The following is an 18907-nucleotide window of genomic DNA, read 5'->3' as shown; positions in this document are numbered from 1 at the left end:
GGGGGCGCTACAACGGGATCGAGCGGTCGTCGGCGAAGGCCTGCAGCAGCGCCCGCATCGGCAGCCCCTGCGCCGGCGCCATCAGATTGTCGTCGAAGAACGCCGTCAGCTCATCCAGAGGCAGTTCCGTCAGCATCGCCTTGACCGGGCCGATCGAGGCCGGCGACATCGAGATCGAACGGAAGCCGAGACCGATCAGCGCCATTGCCGAGATCGGCTTGCCGGCAAGTTCGCCGCACAGCGTCACCGGCGTATGGTTGCGGATGCCGGCATCGGCGATCTGCTTGAGCACGCGCAGGAACGGCGCCGACAGCGTGTCGAAGCGGTTGGCCAGTTGCGTGTTGCCGCGGTCGACTGCCATGACGAACTGGAACAGATCGTTCGACCCGACAGAGACGAAATCGACCGCCTTCATCAATTCGTCGAGCTGGAACAGCAGCGACGGCACTTCGAGCATCGCGCCCAGCTTGAGGCTGGTCGGCAGATGGTGGGCAAAGCGCGAGAGATGCCGCACCTCGCGGTCGATGATCTCGCGCGCCTGGGCGATCTCGCCGAGTTCGGTCACCATCGGCAGCATCAGCTTGAGCTCACGCCCGCCGCTGGCCTTCAGCAAGGCGCGTATCTGGGTGCGCAGCAATCCCGGCCGGTCGAGTGTCAGGCGGATCGCTCGCCAGCCGAGCGCCGGGTTTTCTTCCTGGATGGCGCCCTTGAAGTAGGGCAGCACCTTGTCGCCGCCGATGTCGATGGTGCGGAAGGTGACCGGCTTGCCGCGCGCCGCCTCCAGCACGTCACGATAGAGCTTCTCCTGCGCCTCGGCGCGCGGAAAGGTCGAGGCGACCATGAACTGCAGTTCGGTGCGGAACAGGCCGATGCCGGCCGCACCCGCCTCGGCGAGCTGCGGCAGGTCGACGGCAAGCCCGGCATTCATCAGGAGATCGACCTGGACGCCGTCCCGGGTCGTCGACGGCTTCTTGCGCAGCTCGCGGTAAACCTCTTGCCGGCGCGCGCGGAACCGCACCTTTTCGGCATAGGCGGCTTCGAGATCTGACTGCGGTCGCAGATGGATCGTGCCTTCCTCGCCGTCGACGATGATGGCATCGCCGTTTTCCGCCATGGAAACGGCGCCCTTCATCTGGCCGGCGACCGGAATGCCCATGGCGCGCGCAACGATGACGACGTGGCTGGTGGCAGCACCGTCCTCGAGAACCAGCCCGCGCAGCTTGTCGCGGGGATAGTCGAGCAGCTCGGCCGCGCCCATCGAGCGGGCGACGATGATGGCGTCCTTCGGCAGCGAGGCCGCGACATCTTCCGGTCCGCGCCCCATCAGCTGGCGCAAGAGCCGGTTGGCAAGATCGTCGAAATCGCTCATCCGCTCGCGCAGATAGGGATCGGTCATGTGCAGCATGCGCGCGCGCATGTCGCTCTGCACCTTTTCCACTGCCGCTTCGGCCGTCAGGCCGTTGCGGATCGCCTCTTCCAGGCGCCGCACCCAGCCACGGTCATTGGCGAACATGCGGTAGGCTTCCAGCACCTGGCGGTGCTCGCCCTCGAACGCGACGTCACGACGCTCCAGCATGTCGTCGATGGACAGCCGCAGCGAACCGAGCGAGGTCTCGAGACGCCTGACCTCTTCCTCGCTGTCCTCGTTGAACAAATTGGTGACGACGATGCGCGGCTCGTGCAGCACGACATGGCCAAGTCCGACGCCGTCGTTGAAGGACAGGCCAGTGAAGCTGACCGGCCGGCGCAGGTCGAGTTCCAGCCCAGGCCGGGTCAGCCGCGCCAGATCGCCGGTGGCGATCATCTCGGCGATGACCATCGCCGTGGTTTCCAGCGCCTCGACCTCGTCGTCGCGATAATGGCGCATGGTCTTGTTCTGCACGACCAGGACGCCCAGCGTGCGCCCTGCCCTGAGCACCGGCACGCCGAGGAAGGAATTGTAGATCTCTTCCCCGGTCTCCGGCAGGTAGGCGAAGGCCGGATGTTCCTGCGCGTTGGAGAGGTTGAGCGGCCGCGCGCTGGCGGCGATGGTGCCGACCAGGCCTTGCCCGAGCCGCAGTTGCGCCAGGTGGACGGCGTTCGGGTTCAGACCCTCGGTGGCGTAGAGCTCAAGCACCGAATCGGCGCGCAGCACATAGAGCGAGCACACTTCCGCGACCATGTTGGAGGCGATATCGCGCACGATCCGGTCAAGCCGCTCCTGCGGCTCCAGCGGCTCTTGCATGAGCTCGCGGAGCCGTTTCAGCAAAACGCGCGGGCCACTGGCCTGGTCACGCATCGCGGCTTCTTCTCCAATGAAACACTTGCCGGCGCAGTTTCCGCCGCTGCCGGCATGCGCGCAACAACTGATTCAGTCTTGCTACTGCTTATCCAGACCGTAGACGGAATGCAAAGTGCGAACCGCAAGTTCGGTGTACGGACCGTCGATCAGTATCGAAATCTTGATCTCGGAGGTGGTGATGGCGCGGATATTGATCGCCTTGTCGGCCAGTGCCTTGAAGGCGGTGGCGGCGACACCGGCGTGGCTCCTCATGCCGATGCCGATGACCGAGACCTTCGACATGCCGGCTTCCGACTGCACGACATCATAGCCGACCTCGGCCTTCAGCCGGTCGAGCACGGCCAGCGCCTTGTCGACGTCGCCGGAAGGGACGGTGAAGGTCATGTCGGTGAACTTGCCGTCCTCGGAAATGTTCTGGACGATCATGTCGACATTGATGTTGGCCTCGGCCAGCGGCCCGAAAATGCCGGCGGCAACGCCAGGGCGGTCGCCGACGCGGCGCAGCGAAATCTGGGCCTCGTCCTTGGCGTAGGCAATTCCGGTGACGACCTGCTGTTCCACGATCTCTTCCTCGTCGCAAATGAGCGTTCCCGGAGGATTGAGCAAATCCCCCATTCCGGGCGCGTCGGGATCGTCGAAGGACGACCGCACGAAGGTACGCACCTTGTGCACCATGGCAAGCTCGACCGAACGCACCTGCAGAACCTTGGCGCCGAGCGAGGCCATTTCAAGCATTTCCTCGAAGGAGATCTTGGCCAGCCGCCGCGCCTTGGGCTCGATGCGCGGGTCGGTGGTGTAGACCCCGTCGACGTCGGTGTAGATGTCGCAGCGGTCGGCCTTGACCGCCGCTGCGATGGCGACCGCGCTGGTGTCGGAGCCGCCGCGGCCGAGGGTCGCGATGCGATTGTCCGGCCCGATGCCCTGGAAGCCGGCGATGACGGCCACCTGGCCCTCGCCGAAGCGCTTGATCAGGAAGGCGCCGTCGATGTCGAGGATGCGCGCCGCGCCATGCGCGTTGTCGGTCTTGATCGGGATCTGCCAGCCCTGCCAGGAGCGGGCATGCACACCCATGTTCTGCAAGGTGATGGCCAGCAGGCCGGCCGTGACCTGTTCACCGGAAGCGACGACGGCGTCATATTCGCGCGCGTCGTGCATCGGCGAGGCCTCGCGCGTCCAGCCGACCAGTTCGTTGGTCTTGCCGGCCATCGCCGAAACCACCACCGCCACTTCATGGCCGGCGTCGACCTCGCGTTTGACGTGACGCGCCACATTGCGGATGCGGGCGATGTCGGCGACGGAGGTTCCGCCGAATTTCATCACGATACGCGCCATGGAAGCGAAATGCCTTTGACTGAAGCCGGCCTGGAGCCGAAACGAAGGAAAGCGCCCGGCTGGCGCCGGCCGCTGAATGCGCGGCCTCCTTAGCCAAATGCTTTGGGTTTCGCAAGGCTGGCGGCGCATTGCCGGCTTCAAGCAGAGGCATATTGCCTTCCCGGCCGGCGCCGCCTACCAAATGCTTCCCGCGGGGAATTCCTTTTGGTTCGGCATAACAGATGATTGCTCGTCTTCGGCGCGCCATGCGATTGCAGTCGCTACCGCTTGTCGCCGGCTTCGCCGTGCTGGCGCTGATCGTCGGCGCCCGCGCCCTGCTCGTCGAGGGACAAAGGGCCAACCGTGCCGCCGCGCGCGAGACAATCGAATACCAGCAACAGCTTTCCGGACTGCTCTCCCTCGCGCAGGATGCCGAGGCTGGACAGCGTGGTTACCTGCTGACCGGCGAGAAATCCTACCTCGAACCGTACCAGAAGGCTGTCGGGGCAATTCCTGGGCAGATTGCCCGCATCGAAGCCATGACACCGGCCAACGATCAGCTCACCCAACAGGTCAGCCACATCAAGGACGCGCTTTCACAAAAACAGGCTGAACTCGCCGTGACGATCGCCCTCTACGACAAGGGCGATGCGGCAAAAGCGCTGGAACTTGTCCGCAGCGGTCAGGGCAAGGCCGCCATGGACGATATCCGCGCCAGCGTCGATACGATCCGGCGCATCGGCGCCGCCGACATTGCCGCGCGCGACGATCGCACGGACCAGGTAGAGGCCTGGCTGCGCGTCGGTTCGCTTGCGGCTCTCATCGCGATCTTCCTGCTCGGCGCCTACACGATCCGGCAATCCCGCCGCCGCTTCCGCGAGATTGCCACCGCGCAGGAAGAGTTGATGCGCAAGAACATCGAGCTCGGCAACGAGATCGATACGCGCGAGAAGGCCGAATCCCAGATCCGCCAGATGCAGAAAATGGAGGCGGTCGGCCAACTGACCGGCGGCATCGCCCACGATTTCAACAACATGCTGGCGGTCATCCTCAGCGCCATGAACCTTGCCCAGCGCAAGTTGAAGCGCGGCGAGAATGACATCGAGAAATTCATCGAGGCCGCGACGGATGCGGCCAGCCGTGCCGCCAATTTGACCTCCCGGCTGCTTGCCTTCTCCCGTCTGCAGCCGCTGGCGCCGCAGGTTGTCGACACCAACCGGCTGGTCACCGGCATGTCCGACCTTCTGCACCGTGCGCTGGGCGAAGGCATCCGCATCGAAACCGTGCTGGCGGGTGGCCTGTGGAAAACCCACGCCGACCCCAGCCAGATCGAGAACGCGATCCTCAACCTGGCCGTCAATGCCCGCGACGCCATGGACAATGACGGAAAGTTGACCATCGAGACCGCCAACAGCCACCTCGACGAGGCCTACGCCGCGACGCATGCCGAAGTCACGCCAGGCCAATATGTGATGATCGCGGTCACCGACACCGGTACCGGCATGTCGCCGGAGGTCATCGGCAAGGCCTTCGAACCCTTCTTCACGACCAAGCCGGTCAACAAGGGCACGGGGCTTGGGCTGAGCCAGGTGTTCGGCTTCGTCAAGCAGTCGGGCGGCCACGTCAAGATCTACTCCGAACCGGGCGAAGGCACGACGATCAGGATTTACTTACCCCGGTTTTTCGGACCGGAGGAGCCGGCGGCACCCGCCGGGCGCGGCAAGAGCACGGCCAGGGTCACAGAAACGATCCTCGTCGTCGAGGACGACGCCCGCGTGCGGGCCTCCACGACAGACGCCATGCGCGAACTCGGCTACACGGTCATCCACGTTGGAAGTGGCCAGGAAGCCCTTCAGAAGCTGGCGACTACATCGGACATCGCCCTGCTTTTCACGGATATCGTCATGCCGGCGATGAACGGCCGCAAGCTCGCCGAGGAAGCGGTCGCGCGCCAACCCGGCCTGAAAGTCGTCTTCACCACCGGTTTCACCAGGAATGCCGTCGTCCACAACGGCGTGCTCGACCATGACGTGCACTTCCTGGCCAAGCCGTTCACCATCGAGCAACTGGAGGCCAAGCTGCGCGAAGTGCTGGACGCAAAAGGATAGCTGGGCTTTCTGGCGGCTGTCCGGTCCAGTCGACATGCCGGGATCATTCTGTCGCGTTAAGCCACGCTTTGGCTGACCGTGGGAAGATCCCAGTTGGGGTCGGCCCGGCCCAATCCGGCAACGACGCGGTCGCGGCCGTCCGCCTTTGCCTGATAGAGCGAACGATCCGCGGCGTTGACGATTTCGACCCATGACGCACCGAGTTCCGGGAAGGCGGACACGCCGAACGAGGCCGTGATGGTTCCGAGCGTGCGGCCGCGATGCGTCAGATGCAGCTGCTTGATCGCCTTGCGCAGCGCCTCGGCGCGCTCGGCGGCATCGGCGATTGACGTTCCCGGCATCATCAGGGCGAATTCCTCGCCACCGTAGCGCGACACCACGTCACTTTCCCTGGCATGGTCCAGCAGCGTGGCGGCGACCTGCTTGAGCACGAGATCGCCCGCTTCATGGCCGAACGTATCGTTGAACTGCTTGAAATGATCGACATCGAGCATGATCATCGCCAGGGGCTGTTCGGAACGCTCCACGCGCCTCAGTTCGCGGCTGCTCGTTTCCTCGAGATAGCGGCGATTGTAGAGCCCGGTGTTCGGATCGCGGATCGATTGCTGCCGCAATGTTTCGCGCAGGCGCAGATTGGCCAATGCCAGGGCCAGCGTATCGACGACGCCGCGCAGGATCTGTTGCCGCTCGGCCAGCCAGTCCGGTCTGGCGGCGGCGTCCGGCTCGCACAGATGCACGATGCCAAGCGTCTCCCCCTGCGCCGCCAGAGGCATGCAGACATAGCCACGGCCGCCATTCTCGGTGATGTGGTTGCAGCGCGGCGTCAGCATGCCGGGGCCGGCAACATGCTCCTGGCCACGCCGCAGCGCCCAGCAATCTTCCGGTGCGAACTGGCCGACGCTCGAACGCACAGTGCCCCAATGCGCCATTTCCTCGACCAGGTTGCGCGAGGCGCTGGTCAGATGCACGGTTCCGCTCAATCCGCCGAAGAAATCGGGCATGGCCGAACCGACGACGGAAAACGCCTCATGGAAGGTGACGCATGCCTGAAGCAGCTCGCCGAGCTTGACCAGGCGGGTCGTTGCCTGGGAGGTCTCCTTCAGTTCGCGATTGAGCGTCGCCAGTTCCTCGGCGCGATCGCTGACCGCTCGCTCGGCACTGCGCAACTCGCTGATGTCGTTCAACGTCAGCACGATCCCGCCGTCGGAACGATTGAGCGGGCTGCAGCTTGCAATCACCGGCAGGTACGAACCGTCCGGCTTTGCCAGCCGCACCTCGGCCTGATGCCCGCGCCCCGTGGTCAGCGCCAGCTCTATGGGCGATGTCGCCTGCGCCATCCTGTCTCCCGACAGACCCCTGATGTCGAGGATCGACCGCCAATCCTGCCCTTCGATCTTGTCGTTGCGCAGTCCGACGATCTCGGCGGCCGCCGGATTGGCCGAGACGATCCGGCCGTCACCGTCGATGACGACAATGCCTTCGGCGACGGTGCGGACAATATCCTCGATATAGGCTTTCTGCTCGACAAGCTGCCCACGCGAGGATTCGAGTTCGGTCGCCATACTGTCGAACCCACGCGCCAATTGACCGAACTCGTCGTTGGAGGTCAGCCCGATGCGTGCCCCGGCGTCGCCGCGCGCCAGCGATTCGATGCCGCGGTTGAGGCCGGAAAGGCCGGCGCCAAAGCCGCGCAGCAATAGGAAGGCCGAGATCGCGGAGATCAGCACGGCGGCGGCGGTGCACAGACCGATGAGCCAGAGCATATCATTGGTGCGCTGCTGGGCGGCATGCAGCAGCGGCGTGTACTCGAACAGCACCGCGCCGACGGTCTTGCCGGGAGTATCCTTGATCGGCACTGCAACCAGATTGATCGCTTCTGACAGGTCGGTGCTGCTTTCGACAAAGTTGCGCGGCGCGCCGTCCTCGATCGTCCGGCCGACTTCATTGGCGGGATCGTGGCCGTACGGTGTGCCGACATTTCTTTCTTCGCCCGGGATATCGGCGAGGATAACCTTGTCCTGATTGACGACAACGAGGTCGCGTTTCGAACCGCCGTGTTGCGCCGTCACGAATTCACGCAGCGCCTCGGGCCTCTCGAACAAGGAATGCGGCGCGTCGGCAGCCTTGAAGGCGATCGTTTCGGCCAGTTGCCGTCCGACGCTCGTCGCTTCGGCGAGCGCACCGGATCTTGTCAGCGATATCTGGGAAACTATCGCAATCCCGCCCACCAGGCCGATCAAGACCGCGGCGCTCAGCAAGGTGGCAACAATCTGGGTCTTGATCCGCACCAAGCCATCCAATCAGTGGGAGGGCAATGTACATGCCGATCCCCGCTCGTGCTCGAAGAAACCGCCAATCTCGTAAATTTGCTGTTAAGGCATCCTGATCGACTGGCTTGTCCCGACCGGGCTGGCTGGTCAGCCAGGCTGTGCCACGGCTCTCCACAAGCCGGGATAGTCGACGACGAAGCCGTGCGGCGAGACATCGAGAATCGCATCGTAACCGTAGACAGACGCGCTGTACGCGTAGCGGACCTCGTCGAGACGCCGGTAGCTTTGCTCGAGCGGCACCATCTCGAGCGCGGGAAAGGTCAGATAGGCCGCTGGGGCGGGCGTCGTCTCGCCGACGCCGAGTGCGAACCGGCGGATCGCCAGCAGGTTCGATGCCGGCGTGAAGCCGAGGTCGACATCGACCAGGCCGGCGACATCCCGCTGGCGCTCGCCGTTCAGCATCCACTCGCCGTCGGCACGCCGTTCAATGCCATAGTGCAGCTTGCGCATGCCGAGAAAACCGTCGACCCGCGCCGATCGAGTGCGCCAGCCGGCGTCGCAGATCACCTCATAGGCAAGGCAGCATGGCTTGCCGTCCTGGACGAAGATGGCCTGTCCCTTGAGGCTGTGCCCGTCATCGGCTTGCGAAAGCAGGCAAGCGTCGTGACCCTCCACATCCAGCCGGCGCCAAAGGATCGAAGCCGTCATGACCGTCATCGCGCACTCCCCCGAATCCAAACGATGCCTTTCCTTCGCCCGCCAGGCCAATTGCGTTTCACCCGCAGCCCTCGACAGCTGACATGCCCTGACAGGATGCATCGCCCTGTCGGCACAGGAAAATTGTTACCTTGACTTTCCCGCTCCCACGCCCGACTTCCTAGCGTTCGAGGAGACCAACCGATGCCAGAACCCCGACGATCGACGATCGATGCCGGAGAAGTGGAACGCTTTTCCGCCCTTGCCGCCGAATGGTGGAACCCGAACGGCAAGTTCCGTCCGCTGCACAAGTTCAACCCGGTCCGGCTCTCCTATATCCGCGACCAGATAGCGACGCGCTTCGGCCGTGACCCGCGCGCCGCTCGGCCTTTCGAGGGTCTGCGCATCCTCGATATTGGCTGCGGCGGCGGCCTTTTGTGCGAGCCGATGGCTCGGCTTGGCGCCGAGGTCGTGGGAGCGGATGCCTCCGAGACAAACATCGAAGTGGCGAAACTGCACGCCGCCGAAGGCAATGTGAGCGTCGACTACCGCGCCACGACGGCCGAGGACCTCGCCGACGCCGGCGAGACATTCGACGTCATCCTCAACATGGAAGTGGTCGAGCATGTCGCCGACATCGACCTGTTCGTCGCCAAATGCGGGCAGATGGTCCGGCCCGGGGGCATCATGTTCGTGGCCACCATCAACCGCACGCTGAAGGCGCTGGGGCTGGCCATCATCGGTGCTGAGTATGTGCTGCGCTGGCTGCCGCGCGGCACCCACCAGTTCGGCAAGCTGGTGCGCCCGGAAGAGCTGGAAAAGGCGCTCGGCGGCGCCGGCCTGACGATCATCGATCGCACCGGCGTCACCTACAATCCGCTTGCCGACCGCTGGGCGCGGTCGAAGGACATGGACGTCAACTACATGGTGCTGGCGGAAAAAGGATCGGTCTGACCACGTTCGCGAATTCGCACCAAGGATGTGTTGAGATTCAGGTCAGGCCGAGTCGAAAACGGTGGTTTCCGAGAACCGGAGCGGAGCGTACTTTTGGTACGTGAGCACCGGAAGCGCAGGAAGCCGCCGTTTGCAGACCGGCCTCACCTGAATATCGATACATCCTACGCGTCGAGGGGCCGATAGCCGCCCCGCCAGTAGATCAGCGCCTGGCCGGCATCGCGGGTGCGAACCGCCTCGACCGAGCCGATGACGATGGAATGCGTGCCGCGGTCGATCATCTCGTCGAGGCTGCAGTCGAAGGCGGCAACGGCGTCGGAAAGCAGCGCGGCTCCGGTCTTCAGCGTCGTCCACTCGGCGCCTTCATAGCGATCCTTGCCCTTGATGCCGCCGAAACCGGAAAAACGCTCCGCCACGGCTTGATGCTGGGGCCCCAGCGAATTGACGCCGAAATGCCGGTAGCGCTCGATAACCGGCCAGGTCGATGACGACCGGTTGACGCAAGCAATCACCTTGGGCGGCTCGTCCGACAGCGAGACCACCGAAATGACGACAAGGCCGGAACGGTCGTCGCCGACGCCGGCGGTGATGACGCTGACATTGCCGACGATGAGCCGCATGGCGGCGCGGAAGTCGGTGACGCTGACCGGACCTTCTGTCATGGACATTGCCTCTTCGCTTCCTTGCTAAGCCGCCGACTGCATCGCGGCCGGCGCGATGCGGATGCCTCTCTCTTCGAGAATGGGTAGCACGGTGTCGCGGAAATAGGGGAACTCCTCGACATAATCGACGAAGGACAGCGTCGAGCCGCGAAAACCTGCCGCGTGCAACGCCGTGATCCCATCGGCGACCTGCTCGGGCGTGCCGGTGAGCGGGAAGCCGCCATGGCCGGCCGCCATGCGGTCGCGAATGAGCGCCAGGAGATCATGTGGGAACGACTGCGCATGGGCGAACTGCAGCCGCACCAGATTGTCGACCGCCGCCCAGTCGGCGTTGGCGCGGCCGAAATGTTCGAGATAGTCCGTGGCTTCCTTTTCGGTCGGCCGGCAGACGACATGGGCGAAGGTCAGCACGTCGACATCGCTGCCGGCGGCCCTCGCCTGCTCCTTCAGCGCAATGATCTCGTCCTTGGAGCGCTCCAGATCGATTGCCGGCGTGAACAGGAAATCGGCGTTGCGGATCGCGAATTTGCGGCCCTCTTCCGAACCGGCGGCGTTGAGGATCGGCAGCCGTGAAGACGGCCGCGGATCGCCAAGCACATTCTTGAGCTTGAACCAGGTGCCGTCCCAGTCGAAGGCTTCCGTGCGCTGCCACAGCGCCTGGACGATATCGAACCATTCCTGGGCGTAGCCGTAGCGCGTGACGTGGTCGTCGGGCAGCGTCAGCCCAAGCGCCTCATATTCCGGCTTGTTCCAGCCGGCGACGATGTTGAGACCGATGCGGCCGCGGCTGATCTGGTCGATGGTCGCCAGTTGCTTGGCGACGACCACCGGATGGTTGGCCGCCGTATGGGTGGTGGCGAAAACCGTGATGTTGCGGGTGAGCGCCAGAAGCCCGGCCGCCCAGGTGATCGTCTCCAGCACATTGCCGTGGAAGTTCGTCTCGCCGCCATAACCGATCCAGCGCGCGATCGGCAGCATGAAGTCGATGCCGGCCTCGTCGAGCAGACGCGCCAGGCGCAGATTGTTGTCCCAGGAACTGGCCCAGCGCTCGGGAACCTTGGTGACGGTCATGCCGCCGGAACAATTGGACGCGAAAGTGCCTAGAAAGAAGGGCTGCGCCCGAGGCGCGGTCTTGTCGAGCATGCTCATTGTGGTGGTCTCCTCATTTTTTCTTATAATTTATCATAGAAAGTCTATCATAAATTCATGTGGACGCAATCGCCGGGATCAGCGCATGCTTCTGGCAGGGGACAGACAGATGAACGAACGGCGCAAATCTCTGGAAACACAGGCCGAATTGCTGGATCGCGGCTGGCATCTGGCGCGCACGCCGCTGGAGATCGACGTCACCGAAGTCGAATACGCGCTGATGCGCGCCTACGAGGCATTCGGCCATTGGCAGGCTGAATGCCTCGCCACGGTGATCGAGTTCTCCGCCAGCGGACCCGAGAACGCGCTGCTGCACATCATCCGCATGAACGATCGCCCGAAAAGCGTGCGCGATCTTGCCCAGATGACCAACCGCGACGACATCCCCAACATCCAGTACAGCCTGCGCAAATTGCTGAAGGGCGGCTTGATCACCCGCACCGGCAGCGGCCGGTCGGGCGTCACCTACGAAGTAACGCCGCTCGGGCATCGCGTGACCGAGCGCTATGCCGACATCCGCTCCGTTCTGCTGATCGACGCCGTGACGCGTATTCCTGAAATGGCCGACAAGCTCGGGGATGTCGCGCGCACGCTCGAACTGATGACCGGCATCTACGAGCAGGCGGCGCGGGCCGCGGCCACGCACCGTCGCCGGCATCCCAGGCCGGAGCCCGGCGGCGACGCCGACGGCGGCGGAAAACTTTGACGACGTTCAAGCAGGCTGCGGCTTCGCGACGGCCTGACTCTGCGCCTTGGTGGTGATGAAGACGCCGGCGGTGATGATGACGGCGCCGGCCCAGGTCAGCAGTCGATAGTGCTCGCCAAGGAAGATCGTGCCGGCAAACAGGCCGACCGCGGCCGCCACATAGCCGATCTGGCTGAGATAGACCGGGCCGCCGACAGCCTGCAGCCGGAAGAAGAAGGCGAACATCGCCGACGCGGATGCGACCTGCGCGACGACGACCAGCGGTACGCCTCCGAGCGGCGCGAAGGCCTTGAGACCGAACAGTGCGAGAATGCCGGCGAGCAGCAGCGCGGCCGACGCCAGATGGCTGCCGACCGCAAGCTCGATCGGGCCGGTGGCTTCCGGCCAGTCGACGGTGCGGTAGATATTGCCGGCGGCGAGGCTGACCGGGATGAGCAAGCCCATCGCCACCCAGAACAGATCAGCCGGCTGGCCGGCCTCGCCGCGCGTCACCGCCACCATGACGGCGCCGACGAAGCCGACAGCGATGCCTGATATGCCCAGCATGTTGGGGCGCCGGACGCGCAGCAGGATCGAGAACACCAGCGTGACGACAGGCGACAGCGTGAACATGATGCCGGTATAGCCGGCGCCCAGATGCGGTATGGCCGAGAACATCAAGAGATTGGGGACGGCATAGGACACGGCTGCCGTGACGAAGAAATAGCGCAGCTTGTGCGCGGTGAGCCGGATACGCTGACCGCGAGCCAAAAGCACGCACAAAAGCACGCCGCCGGCGCCGACCGAGATGACGAAAGCCCAGACCATGGCCGGCACGCCGGCCGCCGTGGCGAGCTTGCCGAAGGGCAGCGTCAGGCCGAGCAGGCCGCCGGTGACGACCAGCAGGCCGAGCGCCGATTCCCAAAGATATTTCATGGTCGAACCCTGTCGTGCGGCTCTTGGCCGGCATTGCATCATGCGGTAAGATAATAGAAAGATTCTTAACGTCAAGATATTTAATGGTGAGATAGTGGACAGGGCAGCGCGGGCGATCGAGCAGTGGAAGCGGGAGCGGCCGGATCTTGACGTCTCGCCCATGGGCGTGCTCGGACGGCTGAACGAAGCCTCGTCACTGATCGCCCGCGACCGCCTCGCCCCGCTCTTTGCCAGTTTCGGATTGCAGGCCGGCGAATTCGACGTTCTGGCAACGCTGCGCCGCTCGGGCTCGCCTTACGTGCTGACGCCGACCGCTCTCTACGAAGCGACCATGGTGACATCGGGCGCCATGACCAACCGGCTCGATCGGCTGGAAAAGGCCGAATTGATCCTGCGCGGTCCACATCCCAATGACCGGCGCGGCATTGTGGTGCAGCTGACTGAAAAGGGCCTCGCCTTGATCGACGAGGCTGTCACCGCCCATGTCGCCAACGAGCATGAGATTCTCGCCGGCCTGACGCCAACGGAACGGGAAATGCTCTCGCAGCTGCTTGAGAAATTGATCGGCAGCCTGAGCTGACCGCTCAGTTGCGGTCGTCCGGAAAGCTCGGGATCGGCATGAAATCGACGCCGTCCTCGGCCAGGCTCTTGGCCTCCTCGAGCGTCGCCTCGCCGTAGATGCCGCGCGCATCGGTTTCACCGAAGTGGATTTTCCGCGCTTCCTCGGCGAACTTGTCGCCGACATAGTCGGCATTCTCGCGCACTTTCTCGGCCATCGCCTTCAGTTGCGCCAGGGCCTGCTTCTGCGCCTCGCCCATGGCGAGCGCTATGGTTTCCTGCTTGCGCGCCGTCGAGACGGCGGGCGCCATCAGGGCCTTTTCCACCTTGTGCGAGCCGCAGCTCGGGCAATCGACAAAGCCGCGCTTCTTCTGGGTGTCGAAATCGTCATTGCTGCGGAACCAGCCCTCGAACTCGTGCTCGTTCTCGCAGATCAGGGAAAAGCGGATCAAGAGGCGGCACCCCGCAGGAGCGGCGCGTCCACCGCGCCGGCATTGATGGTGAAATCCCGCGCATTCTTCAAATTGGGGATCTTCTTGCGCGCCGCAAGCGACTGCGCCGGGTCGATCTCGGCGACGATCACGGCCGGCTCGTCATGCGCGGCTTCGGCGATGATACGGCCCCAGGGATCGACGATCAGCGAATGGCCATAGGTTTCGCGGCCGTCCTCATGCACTCCGCCTTGCGCGGCGGCGACGACATAGGCACCGTTCTCGATGGCCCGCGCCCTCAAGAGCACATGCCAGTGCGCCTCGCCGGTCTGGCGGGTGAAGGCGGCGGGCACGGTCAAGACATCGGCGCCGGCCAGCGCCTCGGCGCGGAACAGCTGCGGGAACCGCAAGTCGTAGCAGACCGCAAAGCCCAGCCTGGCGCCTTCGATCTCGGTGACGACGGCCTCGACGCCCGGCTCATAGGCGGCGGATTCGCGCCAGCTCTCGCCATTGTCGAGATCGACGTCGAACATGTGGATCTTGTCATAGGTGGCGAGCCCAGCACCGTCCGGGCCGAACAGCAGCGCCCGGTTGGCGAGCTTGCCGTCGGCGCGCAGGATGGCGGTCGAGCCGATATGCAGGAAGACGCCGAGTTCGCGCGCCAGTCGGCGCGCGGTCGCGACGATGATGTCCTTGTCCTCGGAGGTGAAGGAGGCTGCACGCGCTTCCTTGTCGCGGATGAGCGCCCCGGTCATTTCCGGCGTCTGGATGTAGGTCGCGCCCTGCCCGGCCGCTTCACGCACCAGCCGTTCGAGATCGACCGCATTGCGCTCGGGGCTTTCGCCCGAGCGCATCTGGACCGCCGCAGCCTTGAAAACACCCATCATCAAACCCTCAAATCGTCGCGCCGTTGGCGAGCAGCCTGTCCAGCCGGCCTTCGGCCTCCAGCTCATGGAGATCGTCGCTGCCGCCGACATGCGTGTCGCCGATGAAAATCTGCGGAAAGGTCGTACGACCGTGCGCGCGAGAGATCATCTCCTGGCGCAGTTCCGGCGAAAAGGAAGCATCATGCTCGGTATAGGCGACGCCCTTGCGCTCCAGCAGCCGCTTGGCCGCCGTGCAATAGCCGCACATCATGCGTGTATAGATCGTGACATCGACCATGACGAATTCCGTTTTGGTTGCCGACTTATATAGTCACGGACTCGTCCGCCCGGAAGTCCCCCGGCAACACACGCGCGAAGGTCAGCACGTCGACGGCGGAGGCGCCGCCCCTTTTCAGCGCCTTGCTGGCCGAACGCACGGTGGCGCCCGTGGTGTAGACATCATCGATCAGAAGCACCCTGCGGCCGGCGATCTCGATCTCCGCCTCGGCCGGCACGCCAAAGGCGGCCCGCACATTCTCCTCGCGCTCCTGCCGCTCCAGCCCCACCTGCTGGCGGGTGAGTTTCACGCGCCGCATGGCGGAGGGTGCGAAAGACAGGCCGCTGAGCTCGCTAACCGCACGCGCCAGTTCTGCCGATTGGTTGAAGCGCCGCCGGAAGAAACGCCGCCAGTGCAGCGGCACCGGCACCACCACATCGGCATCGGCGATGAGATCAGCACCCGCGCGCACCATCCAGCGCGCCATCCAAGGCGCCAGATCGGTGCGATCCTGGTATTTCAGCCCTTGCACCATCTGGCGGGCGACGCCGGAATAGGCGACGGCTGCTCGCGCCCGCTCGAAGGGCGGCGGATCGGCGATCGCCTCGGCCGACAGAAAACCCTCGCCCATATGGTGGGTGAACGGCGTGCCCATCACCGGGCACCAGGGCCGCTCCAGGAGCCGCAGCTTCGGCCAGCAGGCGCCGCACAGCACGCCGGGCTGCGAGACATGCCGGCGGCAACCCGCACAGACCGGCGGAAACAGCATGCGCGCCGGCCAGCCGAGGGCCGATCGGGCGAGGTTCCTGATCCGAACAGACTTGATCTCTGGCATCGGATCGGCCACGTGGTTGGTTCTCCGCACCGAGTGTACCAAGTATATCAGGGCGTGGACAAACAAGGATCCGCCCGTTGCAGCCTATTATGGATACCTCTTTGTGGCTGGCGCACAAGCGGCGCGCACTCAGCCACCCGGTCGACGGTGCCGATTTCCTGATGAACCGCGCCGCCGAGGATCTTGCCGACCGGCTGGGGGCCGTCGAGCGCCGGTTCGGCAAGGCGGCGGTGCTGTTTTGCCAGACGCCGGCCGCGACCGATGTGCTCGCGGAAAGCGGCAAGGTGGCCGAGATCGTCCGCGTCGAGACGGACGCGGTTTTCCTGACGGGGGCCGCCGGCTTGGTCGCACCGCTGGAAACCGTGCCCTTCGAGCCGCAAAGCCTCGATCTGGCAGTGTCGCTTCTGTCGCTCCAGGCGATGAACGACATTCCCGGCATGCTGATCCAGATCCGCCGCGCGCTGCGGCCGGACGGGCTGTTTCTCGGCGCCTTCGCCGGTGTGGGCACGCTCGGTGAGTTGCGTGAAAGCCTGCTTGCGGCCGAGACCGAGCTTTACGGCGGCGCCAGCCCGCGCGTCATCCCTTTCACCGACGTGCGCGATGCCGGCGCGCTTTTGCAACGCGCCGGTCTTGCCTTGCCGGTCGCCGATGTCGAGACCGTGACGGTGCGCTATGCCAATTTGTTTGCCTTGATGGCCGATCTGCGCGCCATGGGCGAGACCTGTGCACTTACCGACCGCAGCCGGCGGCCGGGGTCGCGCAAGCTGTTTGCTCGTGCCGCGGAAATCTATGCCGAGCGGTTTTCCGACCCCGACGGCCGGATTCGCGCAAGCTTCTCGATGGTCTGGATGTCCGGCTGGGCGCCCGATGCATCGCAGCAGAAACCGCTGAAACCGGGTTCAGCCAAGGTCTCGCTCAAGACGATATTGGAAGGGCCTGAAGGGCATTAGCCTGTCCGCAGGCGCGGACAGATCGAAATCAGTTTGCGAAGGCGTTCGCTAGCCGGCTGCTGTTGTTGCTGAACAGCCAGGTGATAGAGTTGAAGACCTGGCTGATACCGCCGACGATGGTCAATGACAGCACACAGATAATCAAGGCGTATTCGACCGCCGTAGCGCCGGTCTCATCCTTCAGAAAATGCAGCAGCACTGTTTTCATCACCTCGATCCCCTTGCAAGGACCTTACTGCCGACCTGTTAAGAAAGGTTAACGGCAAAGCCTTAACAGGCGGTGAAACCGCCACGTCATCCGGGTCAGCAGTCGCCGCTGGTCCTGCCGTTGGAGTCGATGATGCAGACCGAACCGGGCTGCGCCTGCAGCACGCTGCGGCGCACCGTATAGGTGCTGCGATGGCTGATCGAGCCGGTGGCAGTCATGTCGAGACCGCCGGGAAAATCATCGCGCGCCGATTGCAAGCGCGTCTGGCTGTCGAGGAAAGGGGTCGCGATCAACGCCAGCGCCACCGCGGCCGAGCCGAACAGCAGCGTCACGCGCAGGATGCCCATGCCCGCATCGGCGGCGCGAAAGCCGCGGTCGGGCCGGATCGAATCCCAATCCCTGTCCAGGCTCATCCTATCGCTCCCCAGCCAAGCCGCGACGACACGGCCATGCATCAATTTTTCATGATGAGATAAATCTTCCATTAACGCTGACTGATATGGGCCGTGGCCCACTTCTCAGAGCAGATCGATCAGGAACGGGATCAGCGGCGCGTCGGCCGGCGGCATCGGATAGTCGCGCATCTGCTTCGGCCGCACCCATTTCAGCGCCTGCCCTTCCCGGGGCTGGGCGATGCCGCGGAAGCGGCGGCAGACGAACAGCGGCATCAGCAGATGGAAGTCGTCATAGGAATGGCTGGCGAAGGTGAGCGGCGCCAGGCAAGGGATCTCGGTCTCGATGCCGATCTCTTCATGCAATTCGCGGATGATGCATTGTTCCGGCGTCTCGCCGGGCTCGACCTTGCCGCCGGGAAATTCCCACAGGCCGGCAAGCTGCTTGCCTGGCGGCCGTTGCGCCAGCAGCACGCGGCCGTCGGTGTCGACCAGCGCGCAAGCCGCGACCAGGAGCAGGCGCTTGCCGGTGTTGGCCAGATCATTCATGCCCAACGTCACTCATGACCAGGCGGCCGGCGATAATGGTAGCGATAGACTTCCTCGAAGCCGAGCGAGCGATAGAGCGCCAGCGCCGGCACATTGCCGGCCTCGACCTGCAGCCAGGCTTCCCGCGCGCCGCGCAGCCGCGCCCATTTCAGCGCCGACCGGATCAGGTTGCGGCCATGGCCCTTGTTGCGCGCCGCCTTATCGGTGGCGACTTCGAACAGGCCGGCGAGATCGCCGTCATGCACGCAGATCAACGTCGCCAGCGCCTCTGCCCCATCTTCCAGTGCGAACAGCCCGGCCTCGGGCTGGATGGCGCCGATGATCTCCGACAGGCCGGGCCGCAGCGATACGTCCGAGCCGCTGACCTTGAGCGACGCGCCGATGAAGCGGCTGATGTCCTTCAGCGGAATCTGGTCCATGGCGGCATCGAGTTGCGCGTCGGCCAGCGGCAGCCGCATGACCAGCGATTCGTCGAACCGGCTCCAGCCCTCTCTGTCGAGATGGCTGGCGAGATCAGGACCCGACAGCGGCGACATGCGGAAGGTCAGTGGCCTGCCATAGGCGTCGAAGCGACGGCTGGCGCGGCCGATGCGGTCGGCTATGTGCTGGATATCGCCGGGATCGAGCGGGTTGACCGAGTTCAGCCGCTTGGCCGGATGGCCGGCGGTGAGCCGCACCACCCAGGTGCCGTCATAATGGACGGCGGCCGCCGGCCAGGCGCGAAAGCCGGCCGCCTCGTAGCGGCGCACGATGGCAAGCATGCTTGCCGGATGCCTGGAAGCCAAAACC

20 protein-coding genes are annotated in these 18907 nt (G+C 64.6%); 5 read left to right on the top strand and 15 right to left on the bottom strand.

Annotation, left to right across the window (positions count from 1 at the left end; all coding sequences use genetic code 11):
* Nucleotides 1–7: 7 nt before the first annotated feature.
* A complete protein-coding gene (gene ptsP, locus JG746_RS08630; protein ID WP_202357758.1) occupies nucleotides 8–2278 on the bottom strand; it encodes a phosphoenolpyruvate--protein phosphotransferase in 2271 nt (756 codons plus the stop codon).
* Nucleotides 2279–2359: 81 nt separating this feature from the next.
* The gene (locus tag JG746_RS08625) at nucleotides 2360–3613 is read right to left on the bottom strand and encodes an aspartate kinase (protein WP_202357757.1); all 1254 of its coding nucleotides are present in this window, start codon (nucleotides 3611–3613) and stop codon (nucleotides 2360–2362) included.
* A 245-nt stretch (nucleotides 3614–3858) separates the two neighbouring features.
* Between JG746_RS08625 and JG746_RS08620 the strand changes: the two genes are divergently transcribed.
* A complete protein-coding gene (locus JG746_RS08620; protein WP_202359294.1) occupies nucleotides 3859–5700 on the top strand; it encodes a CHASE3 domain-containing protein in 1842 nt (613 codons plus the stop codon).
* 56 nt (nucleotides 5701–5756) lie between these two features.
* Here JG746_RS08620 and JG746_RS08615 read toward each other — a convergent pair whose 3' ends face one another.
* Both JG746_RS08615 and JG746_RS08610 read right to left on the bottom strand, forming a co-directional pair.
* Nucleotides 5757–7988: a diguanylate cyclase gene (locus JG746_RS08615; protein ID WP_202357756.1), complete on the bottom strand. Its 2232-nt coding sequence runs from the start codon at nucleotides 7986–7988 to the stop codon at nucleotides 5757–5759.
* Nucleotides 7989–8117: 129 nt separating this feature from the next.
* Nucleotides 8118–8687, bottom strand: coding sequence for a putative glycolipid-binding domain-containing protein (locus JG746_RS08610; protein WP_202357755.1), 570 nt, complete (start codon nucleotides 8685–8687; stop codon nucleotides 8118–8120).
* 183 nt (nucleotides 8688–8870) lie between these two features.
* On the opposite strand from JG746_RS08610, the gene ubiG reads away from it, so the two are divergent.
* The gene (gene ubiG / locus JG746_RS08605; protein WP_202357754.1) at nucleotides 8871–9620 is read left to right on the top strand and encodes a bifunctional 2-polyprenyl-6-hydroxyphenol methylase/3-demethylubiquinol 3-O-methyltransferase UbiG; all 750 of its coding nucleotides are present in this window, start codon (nucleotides 8871–8873) and stop codon (nucleotides 9618–9620) included.
* Between the two features lie 164 nt (nucleotides 9621–9784).
* On the opposite strand, the gene JG746_RS08600 is transcribed toward ubiG, so the two are convergent.
* Complete coding sequence (locus JG746_RS08600; RefSeq protein ID WP_446721192.1) at nucleotides 9785–10288, bottom strand: flavin reductase family protein; 504 nt, start codon at nucleotides 10286–10288, stop codon at nucleotides 9785–9787.
* An 18-nt stretch (nucleotides 10289–10306) separates the two neighbouring features.
* Complete coding sequence (locus JG746_RS08595; protein ID WP_202357753.1) at nucleotides 10307–11431, bottom strand: LLM class flavin-dependent oxidoreductase; 1125 nt, start codon at nucleotides 11429–11431, stop codon at nucleotides 10307–10309.
* 109 nt (nucleotides 11432–11540) lie between these two features.
* Between JG746_RS08595 and JG746_RS08590 the strand changes: the two genes are divergently transcribed.
* Nucleotides 11541–12137: a winged helix DNA-binding protein gene (locus JG746_RS08590; protein ID WP_244730709.1), complete on the top strand. Its 597-nt coding sequence runs from the start codon at nucleotides 11541–11543 to the stop codon at nucleotides 12135–12137.
* Between the two features lie 6 nt (nucleotides 12138–12143).
* Here JG746_RS08590 and JG746_RS08585 read toward each other — a convergent pair whose 3' ends face one another.
* A complete protein-coding gene (locus JG746_RS08585) occupies nucleotides 12144–13052 on the bottom strand; it encodes a DMT family transporter (protein ID WP_202357751.1) in 909 nt (302 codons plus the stop codon).
* A 94-nt stretch (nucleotides 13053–13146) separates the two neighbouring features.
* Between JG746_RS08585 and JG746_RS08580 the strand changes: the two genes are divergently transcribed.
* Entirely contained in the window at nucleotides 13147–13632 is a 486-nt protein-coding gene (locus tag JG746_RS08580; protein ID WP_202357750.1) for a MarR family winged helix-turn-helix transcriptional regulator, read from the top strand.
* Nucleotides 13633–13636: 4 nt separating this feature from the next.
* Here the strand turns inward: JG746_RS08580 and JG746_RS08575 are convergent, their stop codons facing one another.
* The 4 genes from JG746_RS08575 to JG746_RS08560 are packed head-to-tail and all read right to left on the bottom strand — an operon-like array spanning nucleotide 13637 to nucleotide 16031.
* Nucleotides 13637–14062, bottom strand: coding sequence for a DUF1178 family protein (locus tag JG746_RS08575; RefSeq protein WP_202357749.1), 426 nt, complete (start codon nucleotides 14060–14062; stop codon nucleotides 13637–13639).
* Nucleotides 14059–14925: a carbon-nitrogen hydrolase family protein gene (locus JG746_RS08570; RefSeq protein WP_202359292.1), complete on the bottom strand. Its 867-nt coding sequence runs from the start codon at nucleotides 14923–14925 to the stop codon at nucleotides 14059–14061. Before JG746_RS08570 ends, JG746_RS08575 begins: the two co-directional genes overlap by 4 nt.
* Nucleotides 14926–14935: 10 nt before the next feature.
* Nucleotides 14936–15205: a glutaredoxin 3 gene (gene grxC / locus JG746_RS08565; protein WP_202357748.1), complete on the bottom strand. Its 270-nt coding sequence runs from the start codon at nucleotides 15203–15205 to the stop codon at nucleotides 14936–14938.
* Between the two features lie 25 nt (nucleotides 15206–15230).
* Nucleotides 15231–16031 carry a ComF family protein gene (locus JG746_RS08560; protein ID WP_202357747.1) on the bottom strand — a complete coding sequence of 267 codons (801 nt, stop codon included), beginning with the start codon at nucleotides 16029–16031 and terminating at the stop codon, nucleotides 15231–15233.
* A 65-nt stretch (nucleotides 16032–16096) separates the two neighbouring features.
* Here JG746_RS08560 and JG746_RS08555 point away from each other — a divergent pair, with 65 nt between their 5' ends.
* Complete coding sequence (locus JG746_RS08555; RefSeq protein WP_202357746.1) at nucleotides 16097–16969, top strand: methyltransferase domain-containing protein; 873 nt, start codon at nucleotides 16097–16099, stop codon at nucleotides 16967–16969.
* A 28-nt stretch (nucleotides 16970–16997) separates the two neighbouring features.
* Here JG746_RS08555 and JG746_RS08550 read toward each other — a convergent pair whose 3' ends face one another.
* The 4 genes from JG746_RS08550 to JG746_RS08535 all read right to left on the bottom strand — a co-directional run bounded on the left by JG746_RS08550 (nucleotide 16998) and on the right by JG746_RS08535 (nucleotide 18879).
* Nucleotides 16998–17177 carry a Flp family type IVb pilin gene (locus JG746_RS08550; RefSeq protein ID WP_202357745.1) on the bottom strand — a complete coding sequence of 60 codons (180 nt, stop codon included), beginning with the start codon at nucleotides 17175–17177 and terminating at the stop codon, nucleotides 16998–17000.
* A 95-nt stretch (nucleotides 17178–17272) separates the two neighbouring features.
* Complete coding sequence (locus tag JG746_RS08545) at nucleotides 17273–17590, bottom strand: hypothetical protein (protein WP_202357744.1); 318 nt, start codon at nucleotides 17588–17590, stop codon at nucleotides 17273–17275.
* Nucleotides 17591–17695: 105 nt separating this feature from the next.
* Entirely contained in the window at nucleotides 17696–18118 is a 423-nt protein-coding gene (locus JG746_RS08540) for a (deoxy)nucleoside triphosphate pyrophosphohydrolase (protein WP_202357743.1), read from the bottom strand.
* An 8-nt stretch (nucleotides 18119–18126) separates the two neighbouring features.
* Nucleotides 18127–18879, bottom strand: coding sequence for a GNAT family N-acetyltransferase (locus tag JG746_RS08535; protein WP_202357742.1), 753 nt, complete (start codon nucleotides 18877–18879; stop codon nucleotides 18127–18129).
* Nucleotides 18880–18907 lie beyond the last annotated feature (28 nt).

Origin of the sequence: Mesorhizobium sp. 113-3-3, assembly GCF_016756495.1 — a bacterium.
In the GTDB taxonomy this organism is placed as follows: domain Bacteria; phylum Pseudomonadota; class Alphaproteobacteria; order Rhizobiales; family Rhizobiaceae; genus Mesorhizobium.
This window is presented reverse-complemented; position numbering and strand designations above follow the sequence as displayed.

Bases quoted from the DNA above. Each gene is read 5' to 3' on its own strand.
- ptsP (WP_202357758.1), bottom strand. From the start codon at position 2,278: ATGCGTGACCAGGCCAGTGGCCCGCGCGTTTTGCTGAAACGGCTCCGC.
- JG746_RS08625 (WP_202357757.1), bottom strand. From the start codon at position 3,613: ATGGCGCGTATCGTGATGAAATTCGGCGGAACCTCCGTCGCCGACATC.
- JG746_RS08620 (WP_202359294.1), top strand. From the start codon at position 3,859: ATGCGATTGCAGTCGCTACCGCTTGTCGCCGGCTTCGCCGTGCTGGCG.
- JG746_RS08610 (WP_202357755.1), bottom strand. From the start codon at position 8,687: ATGACGGTCATGACGGCTTCGATCCTTTGGCGCCGGCTGGATGTGGAG.
- ubiG (WP_202357754.1), top strand. From the start codon at position 8,871: ATGCCAGAACCCCGACGATCGACGATCGATGCCGGAGAAGTGGAACGC.
- JG746_RS08600 (WP_446721192.1), bottom strand. From the start codon at position 10,288: ATGTCCATGACAGAAGGTCCGGTCAGCGTCACCGACTTCCGCGCCGCC.
- JG746_RS08595 (WP_202357753.1), bottom strand. From the start codon at position 11,431: ATGAGCATGCTCGACAAGACCGCGCCTCGGGCGCAGCCCTTCTTTCTA.
- JG746_RS08590 (WP_244730709.1), top strand. From the start codon at position 11,541: ATGAACGAACGGCGCAAATCTCTGGAAACACAGGCCGAATTGCTGGAT.
- JG746_RS08585 (WP_202357751.1), bottom strand. From the start codon at position 13,052: ATGAAATATCTTTGGGAATCGGCGCTCGGCCTGCTGGTCGTCACCGGC.
- JG746_RS08570 (WP_202359292.1), bottom strand. From the start codon at position 14,925: ATGGGTGTTTTCAAGGCTGCGGCGGTCCAGATGCGCTCGGGCGAAAGC.
- grxC (WP_202357748.1), bottom strand. From the start codon at position 15,205: ATGGTCGATGTCACGATCTATACACGCATGATGTGCGGCTATTGCACG.
- JG746_RS08550 (WP_202357745.1), bottom strand. From the start codon at position 17,177: ATGAAAACAGTGCTGCTGCATTTTCTGAAGGATGAGACCGGCGCTACG.
- JG746_RS08545 (WP_202357744.1), bottom strand. From the start codon at position 17,590: ATGAGCCTGGACAGGGATTGGGATTCGATCCGGCCCGACCGCGGCTTT.
- JG746_RS08540 (WP_202357743.1), bottom strand. From the start codon at position 18,118: ATGAATGATCTGGCCAACACCGGCAAGCGCCTGCTCCTGGTCGCGGCT.
- JG746_RS08535 (WP_202357742.1), bottom strand. From the start codon at position 18,879: ATGCTTGCCATCGTGCGCCGCTACGAGGCGGCCGGCTTTCGCGCCTGG.